The organism is Pseudomonas sp. DCB_AW, from assembly GCF_026240895.1.
GTDB classification, from domain to species: domain Bacteria; phylum Pseudomonadota; class Gammaproteobacteria; order Pseudomonadales; family Pseudomonadaceae; genus Aquipseudomonas; species Aquipseudomonas kermanshahensis.
The window spans coordinates 87,858-103,652 of the sequence record NZ_JAPFCE010000010.1; the positions used below are offsets into that span (position 1 = coordinate 87,858).

13 protein-coding genes and 1 pseudogene are annotated in these 15,795 nt (G+C 62.7%); 5 read left to right on the top strand and 9 right to left on the bottom strand.

Annotation, left to right across the window (positions count from 1 at the left end; all coding sequences use genetic code 11):
• Nucleotides 1-206: 206 nt before the first annotated feature.
• From OO306_RS09110 to OO306_RS09120, 3 genes are all read left to right on the top strand, one after another.
• Entirely contained in the window at nucleotides 207-1,460 is a 1,254-nt protein-coding gene (locus OO306_RS09110; RefSeq protein ID WP_027594095.1) for an OprD family porin, read from the top strand.
• 214 nt (nucleotides 1,461-1,674) lie between these two features.
• Entirely contained in the window at nucleotides 1,675-2,598 is a 924-nt protein-coding gene (locus OO306_RS09115; protein ID WP_099455199.1) for a LysR family transcriptional regulator, read from the top strand.
• A gap of 106 nt (nucleotides 2,599-2,704) precedes the next feature.
• On the top strand, nucleotides 2,705-3,229 hold the full coding sequence (locus tag OO306_RS09120; RefSeq protein WP_265968432.1) for a DUF962 domain-containing protein: 525 nt from the start codon (nucleotides 2,705-2,707) through the stop codon (nucleotides 3,227-3,229).
• Between the two features lie 66 nt (nucleotides 3,230-3,295).
• Here OO306_RS09120 and pcaC read toward each other — a convergent pair whose 3' ends face one another.
• The 8 genes and pseudogenes from pcaC to pcaR all read right to left on the bottom strand — a co-directional run bounded on the left by pcaC (nucleotide 3,296) and on the right by pcaR (nucleotide 11,488).
• On the bottom strand, nucleotides 3,296-3,691 hold the full coding sequence (gene pcaC / locus OO306_RS09125) for a 4-carboxymuconolactone decarboxylase (protein ID WP_008097270.1): 396 nt from the start codon (nucleotides 3,689-3,691) through the stop codon (nucleotides 3,296-3,298).
• Between the two features lie 10 nt (nucleotides 3,692-3,701).
• Nucleotides 3,702-4,493, bottom strand: coding sequence for a 3-oxoadipate enol-lactonase (pcaD, locus tag OO306_RS09130; RefSeq protein ID WP_265968434.1), 792 nt, complete (start codon nucleotides 4,491-4,493; stop codon nucleotides 3,702-3,704).
• A gap of 11 nt (nucleotides 4,494-4,504) precedes the next feature.
• Nucleotides 4,505-5,869, bottom strand: a complete 1,365-nt coding sequence (locus tag OO306_RS09135) for a 3-carboxy-cis,cis-muconate cycloisomerase (RefSeq protein ID WP_027594090.1) — start codon at nucleotides 5,867-5,869, stop codon at nucleotides 4,505-4,507.
• Nucleotides 5,870-5,878: 9 nt separating this feature from the next.
• The gene (locus OO306_RS09140) at nucleotides 5,879-7,168 is read right to left on the bottom strand and encodes an MFS family transporter (protein ID WP_027594089.1); all 1,290 of its coding nucleotides are present in this window, start codon (nucleotides 7,166-7,168) and stop codon (nucleotides 5,879-5,881) included.
• Nucleotides 7,169-7,354: 186 nt separating this feature from the next.
• Nucleotides 7,355-8,557: a 3-oxoadipyl-CoA thiolase gene (pcaF, locus tag OO306_RS09145; protein ID WP_265968436.1), complete on the bottom strand. Its 1,203-nt coding sequence runs from the start codon at nucleotides 8,555-8,557 to the stop codon at nucleotides 7,355-7,357.
• Nucleotides 8,558-8,559: 2 nt separating this feature from the next.
• Nucleotides 8,560-8,749, bottom strand: a pseudogene (locus OO306_RS09150) (CoA-transferase subunit beta); the annotation flags it as partial.
• Between the two features lie 183 nt (nucleotides 8,750-8,932).
• On the bottom strand, nucleotides 8,933-10,279 hold the full coding sequence (locus OO306_RS09155) for an MFS transporter (RefSeq protein WP_099430330.1): 1,347 nt from the start codon (nucleotides 10,277-10,279) through the stop codon (nucleotides 8,933-8,935).
• A 333-nt stretch (nucleotides 10,280-10,612) separates the two neighbouring features.
• Complete coding sequence (pcaR, locus tag OO306_RS09160) at nucleotides 10,613-11,488, bottom strand: pca regulon transcriptional regulator PcaR (protein ID WP_050580745.1); 876 nt, start codon at nucleotides 11,486-11,488, stop codon at nucleotides 10,613-10,615.
• 533 nt (nucleotides 11,489-12,021) lie between these two features.
• Between pcaR and OO306_RS09165 the strand changes: the two genes are divergently transcribed.
• Nucleotides 12,022-12,222, top strand: coding sequence for a hypothetical protein (locus OO306_RS09165; RefSeq protein ID WP_027594085.1), 201 nt, complete (start codon nucleotides 12,022-12,024; stop codon nucleotides 12,220-12,222).
• A gap of 313 nt (nucleotides 12,223-12,535) precedes the next feature.
• Nucleotides 12,536-14,008 (top strand): inorganic phosphate transporter, encoded by a 1,473-nt coding sequence (locus OO306_RS09170; RefSeq protein WP_027594084.1) that lies wholly within the window; start codon nucleotides 12,536-12,538, stop codon nucleotides 14,006-14,008.
• A 164-nt stretch (nucleotides 14,009-14,172) separates the two neighbouring features.
• Here OO306_RS09170 and OO306_RS09175 read toward each other — a convergent pair whose 3' ends face one another.
• The gene (locus OO306_RS09175) at nucleotides 14,173-15,648 is read right to left on the bottom strand and encodes a helicase HerA-like domain-containing protein (protein WP_027594083.1); all 1,476 of its coding nucleotides are present in this window, start codon (nucleotides 15,646-15,648) and stop codon (nucleotides 14,173-14,175) included.
• Nucleotides 15,649-15,795: the final 147 nt, after the last annotated feature.

Genomic DNA, 15,795 nt, shown 5'->3' on the forward strand with positions numbered 1-15,795 from the left:
AGAGGCCGGTGCATAAAAACAATTAACCAACTGGAACATTCCGTTCGATTATCGCCCCATACCGTCTGCGACGAATTGCCTCGCCCCTTCCCTACCCCGCACCATCCGCTCACGCAACGTTGCCCACGTTCATCAAAAGACCCGTGCTTGCAGGCCGCATCCTGCAGTGCAACGGCTCGCCAATAAAAACAAGAGATCCACGACAGATGAGCATTTCGTACCCCGCACGCCAGCTGCTGCCAGGCCTGTTGGCCATGTCCTGCACCCTCCCCGTGTTCGCCGCCGACGGTGGTTTCATCGAGGACGGCAAGGCCACCCTCAACCTGCGCAACTTCTACATCAACCGCAATTTCGTCGACCCGGCTCACCCGCAGGCCAAGGCCGAAGAGTGGACCCAAAGCTTCATCCTCGACGCCCGCTCCGGTTTTACCCAAGGCACCGTCGGTTTCGGCATGGACGTACTGGGCCTGTACTCGGTCAAGCTCGATGGCGGTAAAGGCACCACCAACACGCACCTGCTGCCGGTGCACGACGATGGCCGCCCCGCCGATGATTTCGGCCGCCTGGGCGTGGCCTTGAAAGCCAAGCTCTCGCAGACCGAATTGAAGGTCGGCGAATGGATGCCGGTGCTGCCGATCCTGCGCTCCGACGATGGTCGCTCGCTGCCACAAACCTTCCGCGGCGGCCAGCTGACCTCCAAGGAAATCGACGGCCTGACCCTGTACGCCGGCCAGTTCCGCGCCAACAGCCCGCGCAACGACGCCAGCATGGAAGACATGTCGCTCAATGGCCGCGGTGCTTTCACATCCGACCGCTTCAATTTCGGCGGCGGTGAGTACACCTTCAACGACAAGCGCACGACGATTGCCCTGTGGGATGCCCAGCTCAAGGACATCTACCGCCAGCAGTACCTCAACCTGGTCCACAGCCAGCCACTGGGCGACTGGACCCTGGGCGCCAACCTCGGTTACTTCACCGGCAAGGAAGACGGTGCCGAGCGCGCCGGCGACCTGGACAACCGCACCGCCTCGGCGCTGCTCTCGGCTCGCTACCAGGGCCATACCTTCTACGTCGGCCTGCAGAAGGTCAGCGGCGATGACGCCTGGATGCGCGTCAACGGTACCAGCGGCGGCACCTTGGCCAACGACAGCTACAACTCAAGCTTCGACAACGCCAAGGAACGCTCCTGGCAGGTGCGCCATGACTTCAACTTCGCCACTGTCGGGGTACCGGGGCTGACCCTGATGAACCGCTATATCAAGGGTGACAACGTGACTGCAGGTGGCGTTGACGACGGCAAGGAGTGGGCGCGGGAAACGGAGCTGGCTTATGTGGTGCAGTCGGGCAGCTTCAAGGACCTTTCGTTGAAGTGGCGCAACTCGACCATGCGCCGGGACTTCAGCACCAACGCGTTCGATGAGAACCGCTTGATCGTGAGCTACCCGTTGAACCTGCTGTAATTTCACAGGCCTCTTCGCGGGTAAACCCGCTCCCACAGGTCCGCGCCGGTTTGAAGAACCACGCGGTCCCTGTGGGAGCGGGTTTACCCGCGAAGAGGCCGGATGACTTGACGCACAAATAACTTTATCGCATAACAACCTAAACAAACCTTCGTTGACGACATAAGCTGTAACAGCTTAAATCGAGCCCTGATCCCCGCCCCAGAGCCGCGACATGGACCTCCGTCAACTGCGCTACTTCATCGCCCTCAACGAATACCGCAGTTTTGTCCGCGCCGCTGAAGCCATGGGCATCACCCAGCCTGCATTCAGCCGTGCCATCCAGGGCCTGGAGCAGACATTCGGCTGCGCCTTGGTAGACCGCGCCAGCAAGGCACTGCCACCCACCCCCGAAGGCTTGGTGGTGCTGCAGCACGCACGCCGCCTCGTGCAAGGTGCCGCGCAGTTGAGCAACGAAGTGCTGCAGATGACCAAGCTCGACGCTGGCGAGTTGCACTTCGGCAGCGGCCCAGCCCTGGCTGTTCGCCTGGTCCCCGATGCCCTGCGCCACTTCATCGACAGCCACCCGGGTATTCGTACCTCGCTGCTGGTGGACAATGCCGAGCGCCTCGGCCAGGCACTGCGCCGTGAGCAGATTGAATTCTTCGTCGACGACATCCGCCCGTTCGAGGCCGACCCCAACTTCCATACCGAGCCGCTTTCGCCACGCCCCGGCCTGTTCTTCTGCCGCCCCGGCCACCCGTTGCTGGCCAAGGACAGCTTGTCGACCAACGACCTGTTCACCTACCCGCTGGCCAGCGCCCTGCTCGCGCCCGGTGTGCGCAAGCGCCTGGCCAACCTGAGCGGGCGCAGCGACTTCACCCCGCACCTGCAGACCGAGCACCTGGCGGTGCTGCGCAGTGTCGTGCAGGCCAGTAATGCAATCGGTACTGCCAGCGAAGAAGCCGTTGCCGAAGACCTGGCGGCCGGCCGCCTGGTGCGCCTGCACTGGCGCAACCTGCCGCCCGCACTGGAGGTGCTCAGCGTGCGCTGCGGCGTGGTCAGCCGCAGCGGCTACCGATTGTCGCCGGCGGCGCGGGCGATGATCGAGACGCTGGTGGGGCTGGATGCGCCCCTGCGGAGTGCTGCCATTCGCTGAAGTGATGATGCTGGTGGGCTGCAGGCTATCCTGAGCAATATAGGTTGCCCGCGAAGAGGCCGGCACAGGCAGTAAACCCGATCAGGCAAACCAGGGAGGCACAACAATGAAAAACCTTGAAGAGCACCTGAGCCAGTACGCCCATTACCACCGCGACCCGCGCAACATCGCCACCCATTTCGTCGGCATTCCACTGATCGTGCTGGCCGTGACCATCCTGCTGTCGCGCCCAGGCTGGGACATTGCAGGCATCTGGCTCTCACCTGCCCTGCTGGCGGCCGCCGCCTCGGTGTGGTTCTACCTGCGCCTGGACCTGCGCTTCGGGCTGGTCATGGGCCTGCTGCTGGGGCTGTGCCTGTGGGTTGGCCAGGTACTGGCGGTGCAAAGCACCGGGCTGTGGCTGGGGGGTGGGCTGGGGGCATTTGTGCTGGGCTGGATCATCCAGTTCGTCGGCCACTACTACGAGGGCCGCAAGCCGGCGTTCGTCGACGACATCAGCGGGCTGATCATCGGGCCGCTGTTCGTGGTGGCCGAAGCTGCATTCATGCTGGGGTTGTGCCCGGCGCTGAAGCGGGCCGTGGAAGCCAACGCCGGGCCGGTCGCCATCAGGCAGAAAAACGCGGCGGTGTGACAACAGTTGCCGCCACTGGCCCCATCGACGGCAAGCCGGCGATAGGGCCAGTGAAAACAGCTAAGGTCACGGCTGGCGCGACTCAACCCCCAGCTCATCCCACACCGACTCCGCCAGGTGGAAGGTGGCATTGGCTGCCGGAATACCGCAATAGATCGCGCTCTGCATCAGCACTTCCTTGATCTCGTCACGGGTCACGCCATTGTTGGCAGCGGCGCGCAGGTGCAGCTTGAGCTCGTCGTTGCGGTTCATGCCAATCAACATGGCGATGGTGATCAGGCTGCGGGTATGGCGCGGCAGGCCGGGGCGGGTCCAGATATCACCCCAGGCATGGCGAGTGATCATTTCCTGGAACTCGCCATTGAAGTCGTTGAGCTTCTCCAGGCTGCGGTCCACGTGGGCATCGCCCAGCACCGCGCGGCGCACTTGCATGCCCGCGTCGTAGCGTTGTTTCTCATCCATGGCGTTGTCCTCAGTGGGCCAGCAGGAAGTCGAGTACACGGCGGCTGAAGCGCTCGCCAATTTCGACGTTGGACAGGTGCGCCGCCGGGAAATCGACATACTCGGCACCCTTGATAGCCGCCTGCATGAAGCGGCCATGTTCCGGCGTGGTCACCACGTCTTCAGTACCAGCAACGATCAGCGTCGGCACTTGGATACGCTGCACCTGCTCGCGGTAGTCGGCGTCGCGTACCGCAGCGCAGTTGGCCGCATAGCCCTCAGGCTGGGTCTGCGCGAGCATCTGGCAGATACGCTGGGCCTGCTCGGGCTGCGCCTGGGCGAAGGCCGGGGTGAACCAGCGGGCGATGGACGCGTCGCGCAGCGCGACCATGGCCTGTTGGCCGCCTTTGAGCACGGTGTCGATACGCGGGTTCCAGACCTCATCGCTGCCAATTTTGGCGGCGGTGTTGCACAGGGTCAGGCTGGCCAGGCGCTCGCCGGCGTTGATGCCCAGCCATTGGCCGATCAGGCCGCCCATCGACAGGCCGACGAAGTGCGCCTTGTTGATGTCCAGGGCGTCGAGCAAGGCCACGACGTCGCGGCCCAGTTGCTCGATGCTGTACGGGCCGGCGGTCACCAGCGAATCGCCGTGGCCGCGGGTGTCATAGCGCAGCACACGGAAGCGCTCGCTCCACACGGGGATCTGCGTGTCCCACATGCCCAGGTCGGTGCCGAGGGAGTTGGACAAGACCAGCACCGGAGCATCCGCCGGGCCATCGATTTGATAGTTCAGTACGCCATCGGCCAGTTGCAAATGCGCCACAGCAGTCTCCTTCAGGCAGTGAAACGTTGATGTTCGGCCACGGCGCGCGCCACCCAGACGCGGGCCTGGCCAAGGTAATGGGCAGGGTCGAGCAAGCGATCGAGTTCTTCTGCCGACAATTCGGCACTGACCTGCGGCTCGTCACCCAGCACGGCACGCAGGTGTCGCTGTTCGGCGACGGCGCGCTGGCAGCACTGTTCGAGCAAATGGTGGGCGCGATCACGGCCCAGGCGCTGGGCCAGGACAATGCTGACCGCCTCAGCCAGCACCAGCCCCTGGGTCAGGTCGAGGTTGCGGCGCATACGTTCGGCATCGACCTGCATGCCTTCGGCAATCACCTGGGCCTGGCGCAGGGCGCCGGAAACCAGGCAGCAGATATCCGGCAGGGTTTCCCACTCGGCATGCCACAGGCCAAGGCTGCGTTCATGTTCTTGAGGCATGGCGGCGAACAAGGTCGACAACAGGCCTGGCACGCGGGTAGCGGCACCGATCAGCACCGCGGCACCCACCGGGTTGCGTTTGTGCGGCATGGTCGACGAACCACCCTTGCCTGGCGCGGAAGGCTCGAACACCTCCCCCGCCTCGGTCTGCATCAGCAGGCTGACATCGCGGCCAAACTTGCCCAGGCTGCCGGCGATCAGGCCCAGCACCGAGGCAAACTCCACCAGCCGGTCGCGCTGGGTGTGCCAGGGTTGCTCGGGCAAGTGCAGCTTGAGCTGCTCGGCCAGGCCCTCGGCCACCGGCATGGCTTTGCTGCCCAACGCTGCCAGGCTGCCAGACGCACCACCGAACTGCAGGCACAGCAGGCGCGGGCGCAGCTCCTGAAGCCGCTGGCGATGACGGGTCAGCGCGCCCAGCACACCGGCCAGCTTCATGCCCAAGGTGACCGGCGTGGCGTGTTGCAGCCAGGTACGCCCCACCATCGGGGTGTCGGCATGGTGCAAGGCCTGGCGCGCCAGGGTATCGGCCAGTTGAGCAAGGTCTGCCTCGATCAGGTCGAGGGCATCGCGCAGTTGCAGTACCAGCCCGGTGTCCATGGCGTCCTGGCTGGTGGCGCCCAGGTGCACGTAGCGCTCGGCCTCGGGCACGCCGCTGGCGATCACTTTGCCCAGCGCCTTCACCAACGGGATCGCCGAGTTGCCGGCACTGGCAATGGCATCGGCCAGGGCGCCAGCGTCGTAACGCTCTGCCTTACAGGCCGCCTCGATGGCCGCCACCGCACTGTGCGGCACCAGCCCGGCGGCCGCTTCGGCGCGGGCCAGGGCGGCTTCGAAATCGAGCATGCCCTGCAGGCGGCCACGGTCGGAGAAAATCTCGCGCATGGCCGGCGCGGTGAAGTAGGCATCGAACAGCTGGTTGTCCGCACGGTACGTCATTGCAGGTCCTTAATCGTCATGGTGCAGGTACGCCGCCTGCTTCGGCAGGCGCAGGCTGAACAAGAAGGCCACCGCCATCATGGCCGTCACGTACCAGTAGAAGGTGTTTTCCATGCCCAGGGTCTTCAGGCCCAAGGCCACGTATTCAGCCGACCCGCCGAACATGGCGTTGGCCACCGCATACGCAAGGCCCACACCCAGTGCGCGCACCTGCGGCGGGAACATCTCCGCTTTTACCAGGCCGCTGATCGAGGTGTAGAAACTGACGATACACAAGGCCAGGCTGATCAGCACGAACGCCAGGAACGGGCTGGTCACGGTCTTCAGCGCCATCAACAGGGGCACGGTGAACAGCGTGCCCAAGGCGCCGAACAGCAGCATCGAGTTACGCCGGCCGATACGGTCGGACAGCATGCCGAAGAACGGCTGCAGGATCATGAACAGGAACAGCGCCCCCGTCATCACATAGCTGGCGCTCTTGGCGTTCATCCCGGCCGTGTTGACCAGGTACTTCTGCATGTAGGTGGTGAAGGTGTAGAAAATCAGCGAACCGCCGGCGGTGTACCCCAGCACGGTGATGAACGCCGCGGCGTGATTGCGGAACAAGCCGCTGATCGAGCCGGCGTCTTTGTCATTGCGTGTTTCGGCGTTGCTGGTTTCGTGCAGCGAGCGACGCAGCATCAGCGAGATCAGCGCGGCCACGGCACCGACCACGAACGGAATACGCCAGCCCCAGGCGCGCAGTTCGTCCTCGGTCAGCAACTGCTGCAGGATGACCACCACCAGCACCGCCAGTAACTGGCCGCCGATCAGGGTCACGTATTGGAACGAGGCGAAGAAACCGCGCTGGCCGCGCAATGCCACTTCACTCATGTAGGTCGCCGTGGTGCCGTACTCGCCACCTACCGACAGGCCTTGGATCAAGCGGGCGAGCAATAGCAGCGCCGGCGCCCAGGTACCAATGCTGCCGTAGGTCGGCAGGCAGGCAATCATCAAGGACCCGGCGCACATCATCAGCACCGAGATCATCAGGGAATTCTTGCGGCCATGGCGGTCGGCCAGGCGGCCAAAGATCCAGCCACCAATGGGGCGCATCAGGAAGCCCGCTGCGAACACACCGGCGGTGTTGAGCAACTGCACAGTGGGGTCGTCGGAGGGGAAGAAGGCCGGGGCGAAGTAGATCGCGCAGAAGGCGTAGACGTAGAAGTCGAACCATTCCACCAGGTTGCCTGAAGAGGCACCGACGATCGCGAAGATACGCTTGCTGCGTTCTTCGCCGGTGTAATAGGTTGAGGTCATGAGGTTTTACTCCTGGAGGGTCCTAGGTAAGTCTAGACATACCTAGTAACACACTCGTTCCGCTGCGCGGCTGGCCATTAGCCTTGTGTCTCATAGATCCGGCCTCTTCGCGGGTAAACCCGCTCCCACAGAGGATTGCGTGGATCCCTGTGGGAGCGGGTTTACCCGCGAAGAGGCCGAGCCTGATCAAACCCGCTCGATGGCCAACGCCAAACCTTGGCCTACCCCCACACACATGGTCGCCAGGCCTTTACGCCCGCCACTCTTCTCCAACTGATGCAACGCCGTCAGCACCAGGCGCGCGCCACTCATGCCCAGCGGGTGGCCCAGGGCAATCGCGCCACCATTGGGGTTCACCTGCGGCGCATCATCGGCCACACCCAGCTCACGCAGCACGGCCAGGCCTTGGCTGGCGAACGCTTCGTTCAGCTCGATCACGTCGAAGTCGCTCATCGCCACACCCAGGCGCTCGGCCAGCTTGCGCACCGCAGGCACCGGGCCAATGCCCATTACCCGAGGAGCCACGCCGCCGCTGGCCATGCCCAGTACCCGGGCACGTGGGGTCAGGCCGTGTTTCTTCACCGCTTCCGCCGAGGCCAGGATCAGTGCCGCAGCACCGTCGTTGACACCCGATGCGTTGCCTGCGGTGACGGTCTTGTCCGGGCCATTGACCGGCTTGAGCTTGGTCAATGCTTCCAGGGTGGTTTCCGGGCGCAGGTGTTCATCACGCTCGACGATAGTTTCGCCCTTCTTGTGGGCAATGCGCACTGGCACGATCTCTTCGGCGAAGAAGCCGGCTGCATGGGCCGCGGCGGCCTTTTGCTGGCTGCGCAGGGCGAATGCATCCTGGTCGGCGCGGGAAACCTGGTAATCGTCAGCGACGTTATCAGCGGTTTCCGGCATCGAATCGACGCCGTACTGGCTCTTCATCAGCGGGTTGATGAAACGCCAGCCGATGGTAGTGTCTTCAAGCTTCATGTTGCGCGAGTAGCCGCTTTCGGCCTTGCCCATCACGAAGGGTGCACGCGACATCGACTCAACGCCACCGGCGATGGCCAATTCCATTTCGCCACTGGCGATCGCGCGGAACGCCGTGCCGATGGCATCCATGCCCGATGCGCACAGGCGGTTCAGGGTCACGCCAGGAATGCTCTCAGGCAGGCCCGCCAGCAGCAGCGCCATGCGCGCCACGTTGCGGTTGTCTTCACCGGCCTGGTTGGCACAGCCGAAGAACACTTCGTCGACCTGATCCCACTGCACCGAAGGGTTACGCTCGATCAGCGCCTTCAGCGGCACTGCCGCCAGGTCATCGGCGCGCACGCCGGCCAGGGCGCCGCCGAAGCGGCCGATCGGGGTGCGGATGGCGTCACAGATGAATACGTCGCGCATTTGGCTTCTCCTGCCATCTGGCCATGGGCCGCGGCGGTATGGGCTTCGAGGTCGCGTAAGGCGGACATCTCGATTCGGGTGGATTCGGTGGTGGTCTGCACGTCGCCGGCAAAGCGGATCGCCCAGCGGATGGCCGCAACGATCTGCTCGCGGATTGGCCCCCGAATGAACCGCAGCGACAGCGAATTCATGGGGTGCCGGCTCGCTTTGGAGACTCCCGGTCAGGGTTCATCAGTGCGTTCAGATTAAGGAGACTGGTAGGTCCCTTACAATCCGATAATCGACCTTATGTGCGATTATCGAACCATTTATGTATTTCTACTGTAGGAGCAGCCTTGTGCTGCGAATGGGCCGCAAAGCGGCCCCCTTCGGCACTCAGGTCGCGTCCGCGTGGCTGACCAGCCCTTTCACGACCACACCCACCGTCGCCAATGCCGCCGGCACCAGCAGCGCTGTCAGCACCTGTTCGAAATTCCAGCCCAGGCCCAGCAGCGTCGCACCACTCCAGGCGCCGAGGATCGCGCCAAAGCGGCCGATGCCCAGCATCCACGAAACGCCCGTGGCGCGCCCTTGGGTTGGGTAGAAGCGGGCAGCCAGCGACGGCATGGCCGACTGCGCCCCGTTGACGCACATACCAGCGACCAGTACCAGAGTGGCGAGCAGGGTGATGTTGCCCAGGCTCTGCCCAACTGCGTAGGCAAACACCCCGGCCAGCAGGTAGAAAATGCCGATGACCTTGTGCGGGTTGAAGCGATCCATGGCCCAGCCCACCCCGACTGCGCTCAGCACGCCGCCAAACTGGAACAGTGCGCCAATGAACGCCGCCTGCTCCATGCTGGCCCCGCTGTCACGCATCAGGGTCGGCAGCCAGCTGGTCAACAGATAGACAATCACCAAGCCCATGAAGTAAGTCAGCCACAGCAACATCGTGCCCAGGCCGTAGGTGCCCGAGAAGATGACCGCGAATACGTTGCGCGCCGCCACCGCCTTTTGCTCCGGCACGCTGAAGCTGGCCGCCTGGGCCACTACCTGCGGCGCAATCGGCGCCAGGGTTTTGCGGACTTTATCCGTACCGCGATTACGCACTACCAGGAAGCGTGCCGACTCCGGCAACCAGACCAGCAGCACCACCGCCAGCAACAGCGGCAGCACGCCACCGATCACCAGCAGGCTATGCCAGCCATACGCCGGGATCATCTTCGCGGAGATAAACCCACCGCCCGCCATGCCCAGGTTGAAGCCGCAGAACATGCTGGTCACCAGCAGCGATTTGAGCCGCTCAGGGGTGTATTCGGACAGCAGCGTCGTCGCATTGGGCATACCTGCACCCAGGCCAAGCCCGGTGAGGAAGCGCAGGACCAACAACTGGTCGACGTTGGTCGCGTAGGCCGAGGCCAGGCTGAAGCCGCCGAACACCAGCACGGCAGCCACCAGTACGCCTTTACGCCCGAAACGGTCGGCCAGCGGGCCTGAGCCCAGTGCGCCGAACACCATGCCGATCAACGCGGCACTCATGACCGGGCCGAGGCTGGCGCGGTCGATGCCCCACTCCTGCGACAAGGCCGGGGCGATGAAGCCCATGGCGGCAGTGTCCAGGCCATCGAGGAAAACGATCAGAAAACACAGCAGCACGACACGCCATTGATAGCGGGACAGCGGCTGGTCGTTGATGAACGACTGGACGTCGAGGCATTTGCCGACGTTGGTTTGCGGTTGGTTCATTGTTGTTATCCAGAATTAGGGCACGGCCATGCCACTGCACTCAGCGCGCAAGTACAGGGTTCGATAATAGGAGGATGGCGGCCTGCGTCAGCCTGGATACAACAGTGCTGCGAGCGGGTGCGGCCGCGGCAGCGATGGGACAGTAGTCATGGTATGTGCCTCACATGTTTTTCTTGTTCGGTCGGCAAAGCCGACCGTTGCGAGAGACATTAATCAGCCTACCGGGACGACGCAATTCACTGAGCACGACATTGTGCGTTTATCGAACAGGAAAGGCTTCCGTGCTCGATAATGGGGCAGGAAGGGCGCTCAGCGGCCCTCCCTTGCGCGGCATCAACCAAACAATTGATGGCAAAGGTCTCGACTGGCTGCCAGCAGGATCGGCAAGAAGCGCTGCTCCAGTTCGCTGCGCGTCACACGCCCGACGTGGGTGCTGACGTTCAATGCAGCCAGCACCTGCCCCGAAGCGTCATAGATCGGCACGGCGATGGAACGCAGCCCTTGCTCCAGCTCCTGGTCCACCACGCACCAGCCCTGGGCTCGTACTTGCTGAATGCAGGCAAACAACGATTCGGCATCGTGCAAGGTGCGGCTGGTGCGCGGCTTGAGGTCAGCCCGGTCGAGGTACTCGCGCAGGCTGGTGTCGTCCATCGCCGCCAGCAGAATGCGCCCCATCGACGTGCAGTAGGCCGGCAAGCGCCCGCCGACCGACAGGTCGACCGAGATCAACCGCTCCACAGTCGCCGATCGAGCTATATAAAGGATGTCGTCACCTTCGAGGGTGGCCATGTTGGCCGCCTCGTGCAGTTGGTCACTGATGCGGTCCAGGTACGGCTGCGCAGAAATCGCCAATGGCGTCGACGACAGGTAGGCATGGCCCAGGGTCAGCACCTTGGGCAGCAGTGAATACGTGCGCCCGTCAGTCGTCGCATAGCCCAGCTTGATCAAGGTATGCAGGCAACGGCGCACGGCTGCGCGAGGGATCTCGGTGCGGTGGCTGATCTGGGCGATGGTCAGGTGGCGCTTGCGCTCCTGAAACGCCTGGATGACTGCCAGCCCACGCGCGAGGGAGGTCATGAAATCCGGGTCGCCAGTAAACGCCTGAATACGCTTGGCCGGCGACGCCACGATCGGCGGCGCCAGGGCGGGTGCGGCAGGGCGTGCCGACTCTGGGTTGGCAGATTCGTTGGCCGCTGTTTCGTCGCTCATCGCTCACCTCAAAAAAAACGCTGGTTCGTGCGATTATCGAACGAACGGCCGATAATCGCAATTGACCGCTGACACTTTTGCTTATACCTTTCTCATGCCACTTTGTGGCTTCTTTGGAGAGACTGGTCAGGTACCCACCGTAGAAGTCCCAGGCAACGGCCTCGCCTTGTGCGAGGCCGTTTTACTTTCTGCGTTCGCCACGGCTGGCCGACGAACTTTTGCCGCTTGCACCTTTCAAAGTTATACGCACGGTGTGACGCGTTACCCATTGAGCCCAACTACTTCGACGGGCATGTCAGGCTTTGGTAAATATCCCTGTTCGAAGAATTATCGGTTGCTATAATCGATTGGGTTGTACGCCTTGTTGCTGTGGTAATGGAACACACCGCTGTCTCCAGCACTTACGGGCAACCCACGCATGTGCAGGTTCTGTATGGCACCCCCTCTGCTTTCCCTGTGGCATCCTTTGTATGCGCAGGGGCATGCTGTACAGCTAAAACAACAGTCTTAATTCAACTTACTCAGGTACTACTGTGACGAAAGATGAACTGCGCGCAGAACTCGAGCGCCAGGCTGAACGTTACAAGGATGTTTACGGTGGTGAAGTGACCACTTACGCCGCTCAACCGGACCCCGAACGCAAACCGTGGCGCAAGCGCGCCAGCGTGCGTGACCAGGCGTTCAACCAGGAACTGGAAAAAATGGAAAAGGAACTGCGCAGCGACAAGCCGTAAGCGCAACGTTCCGCCTTCCGCGTCGTCGCCCGGCCTGCCCGGGCGCGGTCGATCTTTACTCAGAGGTCGATGATGAAATGGAATTACACAAATTTCATACGGCCGTTTGAATCAATCAAGCGTCGATTATTTCCCAGACATTTGCCGATTTTTTGAATATTTCACGCTTTTTTGCGGACGCTACTATTCATGCAAGCGTTGGCAAGCGCGTGAAGGCTGCGTCACAGTGCGTGCTATTGGTCTGTAGCAGGTGCATCGATTGCCAATATTTTCTGGCATAATCCCGCCCCCCTAAGACCGCCAGACAACCTTCATGATCGATTTATTCAGCGGACTGGATGCCTGGGTGTTGGTGAGCCTCCTGCTCGCCTTGACCTTCGTACTCGCCTTCGAGTTCATCAATGGCTTTCATGACACCGCCAACGCGGTAGCTACCGTCATCTATACCAAAGCCATGCCGCCGCACCTCGCCGTGTTCTTCTCCGGCGTGTTCAACTTCCTCGGCGTTCTGCTCGGTGGTGTCGGGGTGGCCTATGCCATCGTTCACCTGCTGCCGGTAGAGCTGCTGATCAATGTGAACACCGGACACGGCCTGGCCATGGTCTTCTCGCTGTTGGCTGCGGCCATCACCTGGAACCTGGGCACCTGGTACTTCGGTATCCCGGCTTCCAGCTCGCACACGCTGATCGGCTCGATCCTCGGTGTTGGCCTGGCCAACGCCCTGATCAACGACATCCCGCTGGGCGATGGCGTCAACTGGCAGAAGGCGATCGACATCGCCATGTCGCTGGTGGTCTCGCCCATGGCCGGCTTCGCGGTCGCTGCGCTGGTGCTGATCGGCCTTAAATGGTGGCGCCCGCTGTCGAAGATGCACAAGACGCCTGAACAGCGCCGCAAGCTCGACGACAAGAAGCACCCGCCGTTCTGGAACCGCCTGGTACTGGTGATTTCGGCCATGGGCGTGAGCTTCGTGCACGGCTCCAACGATGGCCAGAAAGGCATTGGCCTGATCATGCTGGTGCTGATCGGTATCGTACCGGCCAAGTTCGTGCTCGACCTGAACAGCACCACCTATCAGATCGAACGCACCCGCGACGCCACCTTGCACATGAGCCAGTTCTACGAGCGCAATGCCGCCACCCTGGGTGAGTTCCTGGCATTGGGCAAGGCCAAGGCCAGCGACCTGCCGGAGCAGTTCAGCTGCAACCCGCAGCAGACCGAGCCGACCATCGCCGCTCTGCAGGCCTCGCTCAAGGGCGTGACCGACTACCACACCCTGGATGCCGAGAAGCGCGTGGAAGTTCGCCGCTACCTGCTCTGCCTGGATGACACGGCGAAAAAGGTCGGCAAGCTGCCAGGCCTGGATGCCCGTGAAAAGGCAGACCTGGAGAAGCTGCGCAAAGACCTCACCGCCACCACCGAATACGCACCGTTCTGGGTGATCGTGGCCGTTGCCCTGGCCTTGGGCCTGGGTACCATGGTCGGCTGGAAGCGCGTGGTTCTGACCGTTGGCGAGAAGATCGGCAAGCAGGGCATGACCTACGCCCAGGGCATGTCGGCGCAGATCACCGCGGCCTGTGCCATCGGCATGGCCAACGTGTTCAGCCTGCCGGTATCGACCACCCACGTGTTGTCGTCCGGCGTGGCCGGTACCATGGTCGCCAACAAGAGCGGCCTGCAAGGCGGCACCGTGAAGACCATCCTGCTGGCGTGGATCCTGACCCTGCCTGCCTCGATGGGCTTGGCAGCTGGCCTGTTCTGGCTGGCGTCCAAGGCAATCGGCTGAGCGACACCGCTGTAGAAAAAGGCGCCTTCGGGCGCCTTTTTCATATTAGCGCGCCCCTGTAGGAGCAGCCTTGCGCTGCGAATACATCGGCAAAGGCACTACAGCTTCATGGGCTGTACCGGCCTCTTCGCAGCGCAAGGCTGCTCCTGCAGTGCGTGGCGCTGCTAGCGCTTCTTGCCCCCCAATAACGACCCCATCAGCCCGCGCACCAATTGCCGCCCCAACTGATTGGCCGCCTGCCGCACGGCGGACTTGATCGCCTGCCCCGCAGCACTCTGCAAAAAATCGCCAGCCTTGTCGGCAAAGCTCTCTTCATCGGCCTTCGGCACTGGCGCTGGCTCGACAGGCTCACCTTTGCGCTGAGTGAGCATTTCATAAGCCGATTCACGGTCCACCGGCTTGTCATAACGCCCGGCCAGCGGTGACGAGGTAATCAACGCAGTGCGCTCAGCCGCACTCAATGGCCCGATACGCGACTGCGGCGGCGCGATCAGCACCCGCTGCACCATGGCGGGGGTGCCCTTCTCTTCCAGCGTACCGACCAACGCTTCACCAATACCCAGCTCGGTCAGCACCGCCAGGCTGTCGAATGCGGGGTTGGGGCGGAAACCATCGGCCACGGCCCGGAGCGACTTCTGCTCTTTTGCGGTGAACGCACGCAAACCATGCTGGATGCGCAAACCCAATTGGGCCAGCACCGCATCGGGTAGATCACCTGGCGACTGGGTCACGAAGTAGACCCCCACGCCCTTGGAGCGAATCAGCCGAACCACCTGCTCCAGGCGGTCCTGCAACGCCTTGGGCGTGCCATTGAACAGCAAGTGCGCTTCATCGAAGAACAGCGCCAGTACTGGCTTGTCGGCATCGCCGCGCTCAGGCAACTGTTCGAACAACTCCGCCAACAGCCACAGCAGGAAGGTTGCATACACCTTCGGCGCTTCATGCACCAGCCGGCTGGCATCGAGCAGGTGGATGCGCCCACGGCCGTCACTGCCAGGCCGCAGCAAGTCTTCGAGTTGCAACGCGGGCTCACCGAACAGCGCCTCGGCACCTTGCTGCTCCAGTGTCGCCAGGCGACGCAGCAAGGCCTGGGTGGAGGCACTGGTCATCAGCGCGCTGTCTTCACCCAGCATCTGCGGGTTGTCCTTCAGGTGCGCCAGCAGCGCCTTGAGGTCCTTGAGGTCGAGCAACAGCAGGCCTTCACGGTCGGCCACCTTGAATGCCGCATACAAGGCTGCCTGCTGGCTGTCGGTCAGTTCCAGCAGGTTACCCAGCAGCAGCGGCCCCATTTCGCTGAGGGTCGTGCGCAAGGGGTGGCCGGACTGCCCGGCGATATCCCACAGGCTTACCGGATAAGCCTGCGGCGTATGCCCCAACCACGGCATGCCGGCAATGCGTTCGGCCACCTTGCCCTGCGGTGCGCCCGCCGCACCCAGGCCGCACAGGTCGCCTTTTACATCGGCCGCGAACACTGCCACGCCCGCATCACTGAACACCTCGGCCAGGTGCTGCAAGGTGACCGTCTTGCCGGTGCCCGTGGCGCCGGCCACCAGGCCGTGACGGTTGGCGAGGCGCATGGCTTGATTGACAGGCTGACCATCAAGGCCGGCCCCTACAACTATTTGCGAAGAATCCGACATCTTCTTTCATCCTCTTCTCAAGCTTTGCCGCGTATCGGCCGATACCTCGGGGTGATATTCGCCTAGAACACAGTAACAACCCAACTAGGACTTCCCGGGATGTTGCACTGTCTTGCAGATGTATTCGTGCGAACGCCCGATAAAACC